Source organism: Pseudomonas sp. MN1F, assembly GCF_009391885.1.
GTDB lineage: Bacteria > Pseudomonadota > Gammaproteobacteria > Pseudomonadales > Pseudomonadaceae > Aquipseudomonas.
This window is the reverse complement of the sequence record NZ_VZII01000055.1, coordinates 17,586-27,057: the sequence shown is the minus strand read 5'-3', so window position 1 is coordinate 27,057 and position 9,472 is coordinate 17,586. Positions and strand designations below refer to the sequence as shown.

9 protein-coding genes and 2 tRNA genes are annotated in these 9,472 nt (G+C 64.5%); all 11 read right to left on the bottom strand.

Features of this window, described 5'->3' with window-relative positions:
• Nucleotides 1–161: 161 nt before the first annotated feature.
• Nucleotides 162–238 (bottom strand) — tRNA-Asp (locus tag F6X59_RS24725).
• A gap of 67 nt (nucleotides 239–305) precedes the next feature.
• A tRNA-Val gene (locus tag F6X59_RS24720) sits at nucleotides 306–381 on the bottom strand.
• A 148-nt stretch (nucleotides 382–529) separates the two neighbouring features.
• Nucleotides 530–1,300: an SDR family oxidoreductase gene (locus F6X59_RS24715; protein WP_152958745.1), complete on the bottom strand. Its 771-nt coding sequence runs from the start codon at nucleotides 1,298–1,300 to the stop codon at nucleotides 530–532.
• Nucleotides 1,300–2,511, bottom strand: a complete 1,212-nt coding sequence (locus F6X59_RS24710) for an O-succinylhomoserine sulfhydrylase (protein ID WP_152958744.1) — start codon at nucleotides 2,509–2,511, stop codon at nucleotides 1,300–1,302. The genes F6X59_RS24715 and F6X59_RS24710 overlap by 1 nt, the downstream gene beginning before the upstream one ends.
• Nucleotides 2,512–2,526: 15 nt before the next feature.
• On the bottom strand, nucleotides 2,527–4,032 hold the full coding sequence (gene purF, locus F6X59_RS24705) for an amidophosphoribosyltransferase (RefSeq protein ID WP_152958743.1): 1,506 nt from the start codon (nucleotides 4,030–4,032) through the stop codon (nucleotides 2,527–2,529).
• 42 nt (nucleotides 4,033–4,074) lie between these two features.
• On the bottom strand, nucleotides 4,075–4,632 hold the full coding sequence (locus F6X59_RS24700) for a CvpA family protein (protein ID WP_346652818.1): 558 nt from the start codon (nucleotides 4,630–4,632) through the stop codon (nucleotides 4,075–4,077).
• Nucleotides 4,633–4,762: 130 nt separating this feature from the next.
• Nucleotides 4,763–5,434, bottom strand: coding sequence for an SPOR domain-containing protein (locus F6X59_RS24695; protein WP_152958742.1), 672 nt, complete (start codon nucleotides 5,432–5,434; stop codon nucleotides 4,763–4,765).
• A gap of 4 nt (nucleotides 5,435–5,438) precedes the next feature.
• Nucleotides 5,439–6,725 carry a bifunctional tetrahydrofolate synthase/dihydrofolate synthase gene (gene folC / locus F6X59_RS24690; protein ID WP_152958741.1) on the bottom strand — a complete coding sequence of 429 codons (1,287 nt, stop codon included), beginning with the start codon at nucleotides 6,723–6,725 and terminating at the stop codon, nucleotides 5,439–5,441.
• Nucleotides 6,725–7,618, bottom strand: coding sequence for an acetyl-CoA carboxylase, carboxyltransferase subunit beta (accD, locus tag F6X59_RS24685; RefSeq protein ID WP_054885750.1), 894 nt, complete (start codon nucleotides 7,616–7,618; stop codon nucleotides 6,725–6,727). The genes folC and accD overlap by 1 nt, the downstream gene beginning before the upstream one ends.
• Nucleotides 7,619–7,839: 221 nt before the next feature.
• Entirely contained in the window at nucleotides 7,840–8,460 is a 621-nt protein-coding gene (locus F6X59_RS24680) for a phosphoribosylanthranilate isomerase (protein ID WP_110638360.1), read from the bottom strand.
• A 60-nt stretch (nucleotides 8,461–8,520) separates the two neighbouring features.
• Nucleotides 8,521–9,375: a tRNA pseudouridine(38-40) synthase TruA gene (gene truA, locus F6X59_RS24675; RefSeq protein WP_152958740.1), complete on the bottom strand. Its 855-nt coding sequence runs from the start codon at nucleotides 9,373–9,375 to the stop codon at nucleotides 8,521–8,523.
• Between the last annotated feature and the right edge of the window lie 97 nt (nucleotides 9,376–9,472).

Genomic DNA, 9,472 nt, shown 5'->3' with positions numbered 1-9,472 from the left:
GACTCGAACCCGCGACCCCCGGCGTGACAGGCCGGTATTCTAACCGACTGAACTACCGCTGCGTATCGTTCAGGCTTGCGCCTGATTGAAACTGGGATCAGCCTCAGGCATTTCGCCTTCGACTTCAGACCGGTGCCAGGCACCCATCTGTTACTGAAAAATGGCGCAGCGGACGGGACTCGAACCCGCGACCCCCGGCGTGACAGGCCGGTATTCTAACCGACTGAACTACCGCTGCGCAGTGCGTTTCTCTCCGGCTATCGGCTTCATCAGAAGCGTCCAGCGCTAGAAACAATCTCAGGAAGTGGTGGGTGATGACGGGATCGAACCGCCGACCCTCTGCTTGTAAGGCAGATGCTCTCCCGGCTGAGCTAATCACCCTCGCGATGTTGCTTGTTGCGTTTGCTTCGCTGAGGCCGCGAAATTTACGCAGGTAGCGATGCTAAGTCAATAGCCCCGTTGAATTTTTTTCAAAAAAGGCAAAAACGGAAAAGGGACCTTTCGGTCCCCTTCCCTTACCGCTGTCTGCTCAGGTGTAGATCATCTTGCGGGTCATGCCGCCGTCGACCACGAACTCCTGCCCGGTGACGAACGCAGCCTGGCGTGACAGTAGCCAGGCGACCATCGCCGCCACATCCTCAACCGTCCCTACCCTGCCCGTGGGGTGCTGGGCATGGTCGGCATCGGTCAAGGGTTCGGCACGGCGCTGGGACGGGTCACGGGCATCGATCCAGCCCGGGCTCACCGCATTGACGCGGATCTCCGGGCCCAGGCTCATGGCCAGGGCATGGGTCAAGGCCACCAGGCCACCCTTGCTCGCCGCGTAGGCTTCGGTGTCCGGCTCGGACTGGCGGGCACGGGTCGAGGTCAGGTTGACGATCGCACCATTGTGCGCACGCAGGTACGGCGCACAATGCTTGGCCAGCAACATCGGGCCATTGAGGTTGACCGCCAGTACCCGGTTCCACTGCGCCAGGCTCAGGCTTTCGAGGGTCTGGTTGTGCGGGTTGGCGATCGCCGCGTTGCACACCAGCGCATCCAGCCGCCCGAACTGGCCGAGCACTTCGGAAACCCCGGCACTGACCTGGGCCTCATCGGCCACGTCCATGGTGATGAACCAGGCGTTTTCGCCCAGGGCCTTGGCCACCTTGGCACCGCGCTGACGGTCAAGGTCGCTGAGCACCACTTGCCAGCCTTCGCAGATCAGCCAGGCGGCAATGCCCAGGCCGATGCCGCGGGCAGCACCGGTGACCAGGGCAACCCGACCATTATGGCCTGGTACACCGCCGCGGATTTCCATTACAGGGCAGCCAGCCCACGGGCGAGGTCAGCCTGCAGGTCAGCCACGTCTTCCAGGCCCACGGCAACCCGGATCAGGCTGTCGCGGATGCCCGCCGCTTCACGCTCCTGCGGCGTCAGACGGCCGTGGGAGGTGGTGGCCGGGTGGGCGATGGTGGTCTTGCTGTCGCCGAGGTTGGTGGTGATCGAAATCACCCGGGTCGCATCGATGAAGCGCCAGGCGCCCTCTTTGCCACCCTTGACCTCGAAGCTGACCACTGCACCGAAGCCGCTCATCTGGCGCTTGGCCAGTTCGTGCTGCGGGTGGCTCGGCAGGCCGGCGTAATGCACCTTCTCCACGCCGTCCTGCTGCTCCAGCCATTCGGCGAGGATCTGGGCGCTCTCGCAGTGCGCACGCATGCGCAGCTTGAGGGTCTCCAGGCCCTTGGTGAAGATCCAGGCATTGAACGGGCTGAGGGTCGGCCCGGCGGTACGCAGGAAGCCCACCACTTCTTTCATCTGCTCGGCACGGCCAGCGACCACGCCACCCATGCAACGGCCCTGGCCGTCGATGAACTTGGTGGCCGAGTGGAACACGATGTCGGCACCCAGCTTGAGCGGCTGCTGCAAGGCCGGGGTGCTGAAGCAGTTGTCCACCACCAGCATGGCGCCACGGGCGTGGGCGATTTCGGCCAGCGCGCTGATGTCGACCAGTTCGGCCAGCGGGTTGGACGGGGATTCGACGATCAGCAACCTGGTGTTGGCCTTGATGGCCTTTTCCCAGCCAGCGAGATCGACCAGTGGCACGTAGTCCACTTGCACACCGAAGCGCTTGAAGTACTTCTCGAACAGGCTGATGGTCGAGCCGAACACACTCTGCGACACCAGCACGTGGTCGCCGGCACTGCACAGCGACATGACCACGGCGAGGATCGCCGCCATGCCGGTGGAGGTACCCACGGCCTGCTCGGCGCCTTCCATGGCCGCCAGGCGCTCTTCGAACGCACGCACGGACGGGTTGGTGTAGCGCGAGTAGACGTTGCCCGGTGTTTCGCCAGCAAAGCGCGCAGCGGCATCGGCCGCCGTGCGGAACACATAGCTGGAGGTCAGGAACAGCGCTTCGCTGTGCTCGCCCTCCGGTGTACGGTGTTGACCGGCGCGCACCGCCAGGGTGTCGAAACCGACACCCTCGAGGTCACTGTCCAGTCGTCCGGCATCCCATTGATCCGTCATGCCGTCGCTCCCAAATCAGTTGTTGTAGAGGTCGATGATCGCGCTGACTGCCTGGTTCTTGACCTTGGCCAGGTCGTTGCGGGCCTGCTCGATGCGGTCAAGGTAGGCTTCGTCGATGTCGCCGGTGACGTATTCACCGTTGAACACCGCGCAATCGAAGTGATCGATCTTGATCTTGCCGCCACCGACCGAGTCGATCAGGTCTGGCAGGTCCTGGTAGACCAGCCAGTCGGCGCCGATCAACTCGGCCACCTGTTCGGTGGTACGGTTGTGGGCGATCAGTTCGTGAACACTCGGCATGTCGATGCCGTAGACGTTGGGGTAGCGCACCGCAGGGGCTGCGGAGCAGAAGTAGACGTTCTTGGCGCCAGCTTCGCGGGCCATCTGGATGATCTGCTTGCAGGTGGTGCCGCGCACGATCGAGTCGTCCACCAGCATCACGTTCTTGCCGCGGAACTCCAGCTCGATGGCGTTGAGCTTCTGGCGCACCGACTTCTTGCGTGCGGCCTGGCCAGGCATGATGAAGGTACGGCCGATGTAGCGGTTCTTGACGAAGCCTTCGCGGAACTTCACGCCCAGACGGTTGGCCAGCTCCAGCGCGGCAGTACGGCTGGTGTCCGGAATCGGGATGACCACGTCGATATCGTGCTCCGGGCGCTCGCGCATGATCTTGTCGGCGAGCTTTTCACCCATGCGCAGACGGGCCTTGTACACCGAGATACCGTCGATGATCGAGTCCGGGCGAGCCAGGTAGACGTGCTCGAAGATGCACGGCTGCAGCTTCGGCGCATCGGCGCACTGCTTGGTGAACAGCTGGCCTTCCTCGGTGATGTACACCGCTTCGCCCGGCGCCAGGTCGCGGATCAGGGTGAAGCCGAGCACGTCGAGGGCGACGCTTTCCGAGGCGATCATGTATTCCACGCCTTCGTCGGTGTGACGCTGGCCGAACACCACCGGGCGGATGCCGTTCGGGTCACGAAAGCCGACGATGCCGTAGCCGGTGATCATCGCAACCACGGCGTAACCGCCGACGCAACGGCTGTGCACGTGGGAAACGGCAGCGAACACGTCTTCTTCGGTCGGCTGCAGCTTGCCACGCACGGCCAGCTCATGGGCGAACACGTTCAGCAGCACTTCCGAGTCGGAGTTGGTGTTGACGTGGCGCAGGTCGGACTCGTAGATCTCCTTGGCCAGCTGCTCGACGTTGGTCAGGTTGCCGTTGTGCGCCAGGGTGATGCCGTACGGCGAGTTGACGTAGAACGGCTGGGCTTCGGCCGAGGTCGAGCTGCCCGCGGTCGGGTAGCGCACGTGGCCGATGCCAATGTTGCCGACCAGGCGCTGCATGTGGCGCTGCTGGAAGACGTCGCGCACCAGGCCATTATCCTTGCGCAGGAACAACCGGCCGTCGTGGCTGGTCACGATACCGGCAGCGTCCTGGCCGCGGTGCTGGAGGACCGTAAGCGCGTCATACAGCGCCTGATTGACGTTCGACTTACCGACGATACCGACGATGCCACACATGCGACGCAACCCCTACTTTGATGAAACTTGAACGAACAGCACTCAGGGCTTTGCCGGCCCGAGCAACTGCTCCTTGAATGGAAGATCAGCCGGAGCGCTGATCACCCCACTTGAAGACCACTGATGGGTGAAACCCAGGATCAGGTTTTTCGACCAGTCAGCGACCATTAAAAACTGTGGTATCAGGCGTGATTCCTGCCACCAGGTGTCTTGCTGCACCGGCCCCAGGCTGAGCAGGCCGACCGCCACCACCACCAGCAAGCCCCCACGCGCGGCACCAAAGGCCATGCCGAGGAAGCGATCGGTGCCGGACAGCCCGGTCACGCGGATCAGCTCGCCGATCAGGAAGTTGAGCATGGCCCCCACCAGCAGGGTGGCGACGAAAAGAATGGCGCAGCCGGCGATGGTGCGCATCGACGGCGTCTGGATATAGCTTTCAAGGTACACCGAAAGCGAACCACCGAACATCCAGGCGACCGCCCCTGCAACGATCCAGATGAGCAGGGACAAGGCTTCCTTGACGAAGCCGCGCTTGAGACTGATCAGTGTGGAGACGGCGATGATCGCAATGATCGCCCAATCAACCAGGGTAAAGGCCACGGTGCTGCCTGCAGACGTTTGAGGCGGCGCATTTTATCAGAGCAAAAGGCTGGGAGTAAGCGGAAAGTCAGGTGGATCGGCGGGTCAGGTTTTCAGGCCTGCGCCGACCCCCTGCGGGAGCGTCGCTGCTTCAGCCTTTTTCAGGCTGGAATCGCGTCACGAAGCCATTGAGCTTCTGCTGGCGGTTGATCACGTCTTTCAGCTTGTCAGCCTCGGCACGCTCGATCAACGGCCCGACATACACCCGGTTCATGCCACCGGCCGAGCGGATGTAAGCGTTGTAGCCCTGACTGCGCAGGGTCTTCTGCAGGTTCTCGGCGCCGGCCCGGCTAGACAGGCTGGCCAGCTGGATCGACCAGCTCACCGGCAGGCCATTGACGTCGATCTTCGACGGTGCAGGCGCTGGCGCAGTCGCCACTGGCGCGGCGGGCTTGGCAGCGGGTGCTGGCGTTGGCACCGGAGTCTGCGGTTTGGGCTGGGCTTGCACCTGGGGCTGGGCCTGTGGCGACGGCGTGATCGGCTGGCTCGGCGTTTTCACCGGCGCCGTCGACTCGTTGACCACCACCGGCGCTTGCTCGGGCTGCTCGGGTTGCTCAGGCAGCGGCTGTGGCTCAGGTACCGCCACCTGCTCTACCTTGACCTCCGGCAGGGTCGGCATGGCCGGCGCCTGCGGGGCGTCGACGCGCACCTGGCGCATTTCGTCCTGGCGGGTGAACAGCATCGGCAGGAAAATCACCGCCAGCGCCACCAGCACCAACGCACCCACCATGCGCTGCTTCATCCCTTTATCCAGCACTGCCATCTAGTCACCCCTCCAGGGCCTGCCGCTCCAGCCATTCCAGGGCCTCGGCGACACAGAAAAACGAACCGAACAGCAGAATCTGATCATCCGCCGTCGCCTGCGCGCATTGCCCTTCAAGGGCGGCATCGACGCTGGCGTAAGACTTCACCGCTGCGCCGTGGTTCGTCAAGGCAGCGGCCAATTCGGCAGCCGGACGGCTGCGTGGGGTGTGCAGCGGCGCAACCGCCCAGTCGTCGACCAGCCCGTGCAGCGGCGCGATGACGCCTTGCAGGTCCTTGTCGGCGAGCAGGCCGAACACCGCCAGGCGCCGCCCCTTCAGCGGGCGCGCAGCCAGGCGTCGGGCCAGATACTCCGCGGCGTGCGGGTTGTGCCCGACATCCAGCAGCAGCTCCACAGCCCGGCCCTGCCAGGTCAACTGGCGACGGTCGAGACGGCCGGTGATGCGGGTGTCGAGCAAGGCCTGACGGATCTGCCCGGCATCCCACGGCAAGCCCATCAGCAAATAGGCCTGCAGGGCCAGGGTGGCGTTCTCCATGGGCAGGTCGAGCAGCGGCAGACCGTGCAATGCTACCGGCTTGCCGTCTGCCGTGACGCCGCGCCAGTCCCAGCCACTTTCGCTGTTTGCCAGGTCGAAATCACGGCCGCGCAGGAACAGCGGTGCCGCCAGTTCGGCGGCCTTGTCCAGCAACGGCTGCGGCGGATCGAGGTCGCCGCACAGCGCCGGTTTGCCCTGGCGGAAGATGCCAGCCTTCTCGAAGGCCACCCGCTCGCGGGTATCGCCCAGGTAGTCGACATGATCGACGCCGATGCTGGTCACCAGCGCCAGGTCGGCATCCACCACGTTCACGGTGTCCAGGCGGCCACCGAGGCCCACTTCGAGCACCACGGCATCCAGCTGCGACTGGTTGAACAACCAGAACGCCGCCAGCGTGCCCATCTCGAAGTAAGTCAGGGAAATCTCGCCGCGCGCCGCCTCGACGGCGGCGAAGGCCTCGCACAGGCGCTCATCGCTGGCTTCCTGGCCATCGATCAGCACCCGTTCGTTGTAGCGCAGCAGGTGGGGCGAGCTGTACACGCCCACCTTCAACCCCTGGGCCCGGAGCAACGAGGCCACGAAGGCACAGGTCGAGCCCTTGCCGTTGGTGCCGGTCACCGTGACCACCTGCGGCGCCAGCTTGCCCAGCGCCAGCCGGGCAAGCACCTTCTGCGACCGCTCCAGGCCCATGTCGATGGCCGAAGGGTGCAACTGCTCGAGGTAGGCGAGCCACTCGCCCAGGGATCGTTGTTTCATCACGCGACCGCAGCGACCTCACGGGCCTGTTCCGGGGTCTGCTGGCCGGTCATCTGCGCCAGCAGGCGAGCCAGGCGCGGGCGCAGTTCACCACGGGAGATGATCAGGTCGATCGCGCCGTGCTCCAGCAGGAATTCGCTGCGCTGGAAGCCTTCCGGCAGTTTTTCGCGCACGGTCTGCTCGATCACGCGCGGGCCGGCGAAGCCGATCAGGGCCTTCGGCTCACCGACGATGACGTCGCCAAGCATTGCCAGGCTGGCGGAAACGCCACCGTAGACCGGGTCGGTCAGCACCGAGATGAACGGGATGCCTTCTTCGCGCAGGCGTGCCAGCACGGCCGAAGTCTTGGCCATCTGCATCAGCGAGATCAGCGCTTCCTGCATGCGCGCACCGCCGGAGGCAGAGAAACAGACCATCGGGCAGCGGTTTTCCAGGGCGTAGTTGGCGGCACGCACGAAACGCTCACCGACGATGGCACCCATGGAACCACCCATGAACGAGAACTCGAAGGCGCTGACCACGATCGGCATGCCCATCAGGGTACCGCTCATGGAGATCAGGGCGTCTTTTTCGCCGGTCTGCTTCTGCGCACCGGCCAGGCGGTCCTTGTACTTCTTGCCGTCACGGAACTTCAGGCGGTCGACCGGCTCCAGCTCGGCGCCCAGTTCGGCGCGGCCTTCCGGGTCGAGGAAGATGTCGATGCGGGCACGTGCGCCGATGCGCATGTGGTGGTTGCACTTGGGGCAGACATCCAGGGTCTTTTCCAGCTCCGGACGATACAGCACGGCCTCGCAGGCCGGGCACTTGTGCCACAGGCCTTCCGGCACCGAGCTCTTCTTCACCTCGGAACGCATGATCGAAGGGATCAGTTTGTCGACTAACCAGTTGCTCATGCTTTCTTTCTCCAGTATTGGCGGACGGGGACCGGACTGGCCGGCCATGCCCTGCCCTTGAGCTCAAATTCTTCTATGAAACGATGACGGCCCGGCCGCAGGGGCTGCCTGCGTACCGCGCCGTCTTCAATCTGTCGTTGGCCACACGGCATGCCGCTGGCCGCCCCGCAGGGCTGCGAAACCTATGGACGATGGCGCGCCGCCAGCCGTCACATCTGCCGTCACGCCTGTTTCACCGCACGCATGAAGGCTTCGATCTTCGCCGCATCCTTGATGCCCTTGGCCTGCTCCACACCGCCACTGACATCCACCGCATACGGCCGCACCTGGGCGATCGCCTGGCCGACGTTGTCGGCCGACAGCCCGCCCGCGAGGATGATCGGCTTGCTCAGCCGCGCGGGCACCAGCGACCAGTCGAAAGCCTCGCCGGTACCACCAGGCACACCAGCCACGTAGGTGTCGAGGAGAATGCCGCGGGCGCCCGCATAGTGCTGGCAGGCGGCTTCCAGGTCATCACCCGGGCGCACGCGCAGGGCCTTGATCCAGGGGCGATGATAACCCTCGCAATCGGCCGGGGTTTCGTCGCCGTGGAACTGTAGCAGGTCCAGCGGCACCACCTCGAGAATCTCGTTCAGCTCGCAACGCGAGGCATTGACGAACAGCCCGACCGTGGTCACGAACGGTGGCAGTTCGGCAATGATCGCCCGCGCCTGGCGCACGTCCACGGCACGCGGGCTCTTGGCATAGAAGACGAAACCGATGGCATCGGCCCCCGCCTCGGCGGCGGCCAGCGCGTCTTCGATGCGGGTGATCCCGCAGATCTTGCTGCGAACGTTGCTCATGGACAGCAAACCTTGAGTGAGTGGTGAAAGGCCCGATGGTAGCAAATGACTTCTGGCGCGTCAGTCAGCCAGCGCTTCGTAGCCGGTCAAAAAGTGTGGGCCAATGTAACGCTGCGGCAGCTGGAATTCTCCCGGGTACTCCACCTGCACCAGGTACAGGCCATAAGGGTGTGCAGTCACCCCGCCTTCACGGCGGTTGCGCCCCTCCAGCACTTCACGGGCCCACTGGACCGGACGCTCGCCGGCACCGATGGTCATCAGCACCCCGGCGATATTGCGCACCATGTGGTGCAGGAAGGCGGTGGCACGCACGTCCAGCACAATCATCTGGCCATGGCGGGTCACGCGCAGGTGATGGATGTGCTTGATCGGCGACTTGGCCTGGCACTGGCTGGCACGGAAAGCACTGAAATCATGGGTACCGAGCAGGTACTGAGCGGCCTGGGCCATGCGCTCGACGTCCAGCGGGCGGTGGTTCCAGGTCACTTCCTCGGCCAGGTGCGCGGGGCGGATCGGGTCGTTGTAGATCACGTAGCGGTAGCGCCGGGCACAGGCCTTGAAACGCGCGTGGAAGTCCGCCGGCATCGGCCGCGACCAGACCACACTGATGTCGTGGGGCAGGTTGAAATTGGTGCCCAGGGTCCAGGCGCGCTCGTCACGCACGGCGCGGGTGTCGAAATGCACGACCTGCCCGCAGCCGTGCACGCCGGCATCGGTGCGCCCGGCGCAGATGACGCTGATCGGCTCGTCGGCCACCTTCGACAGCGCCTGCTCGAGGGCTTGCTGGACGCTCGGCACACCGCTGGCCTGGCGCTGCCAGCCGCGGTAGCGCGAGCCTTTGTATTCCACACCCAAGGCAATGCGGGTGAAGCCTTCGGCGGCCGATTCGGTGGCGGCGGTGTCGATGATGTCCAAGAGCGTGAAACCTGTGGGTGATACGGAATGGCGGGGATTATAACGACAACGGCAGCCGTGTAGGGCTGCCGTTGTGGTTGTTGCTGCCTGACGCGGA

Excerpts from the sequence above, each read along its gene's own strand:
- F6X59_RS24680 (WP_110638360.1), bottom strand. The coding sequence starts at position 8,460 with ATGAGCAACGTTCGCAGCAAGATCTGCGGGATCACCCGCATCGAAGAC.
- F6X59_RS24715 (WP_152958745.1), bottom strand. The coding sequence starts at position 1,300 with ATGGAAATCCGCGGCGGTGTACCAGGCCATAATGGTCGGGTTGCCCTG.
- purF (WP_152958743.1), bottom strand. The coding sequence starts at position 4,032 with ATGTGTGGCATCGTCGGTATCGTCGGTAAGTCGAACGTCAATCAGGCG.
- F6X59_RS24710 (WP_152958744.1), bottom strand. The coding sequence starts at position 2,511 with ATGACGGATCAATGGGATGCCGGACGACTGGACAGTGACCTCGAGGGT.
- F6X59_RS24695 (WP_152958742.1), bottom strand. The coding sequence starts at position 5,434 with ATGGCAGTGCTGGATAAAGGGATGAAGCAGCGCATGGTGGGTGCGTTG.
- folC (WP_152958741.1), bottom strand. The coding sequence starts at position 6,725 with ATGAAACAACGATCCCTGGGCGAGTGGCTCGCCTACCTCGAGCAGTTG.
- accD (WP_054885750.1), bottom strand. The coding sequence starts at position 7,618 with ATGAGCAACTGGTTAGTCGACAAACTGATCCCTTCGATCATGCGTTCC.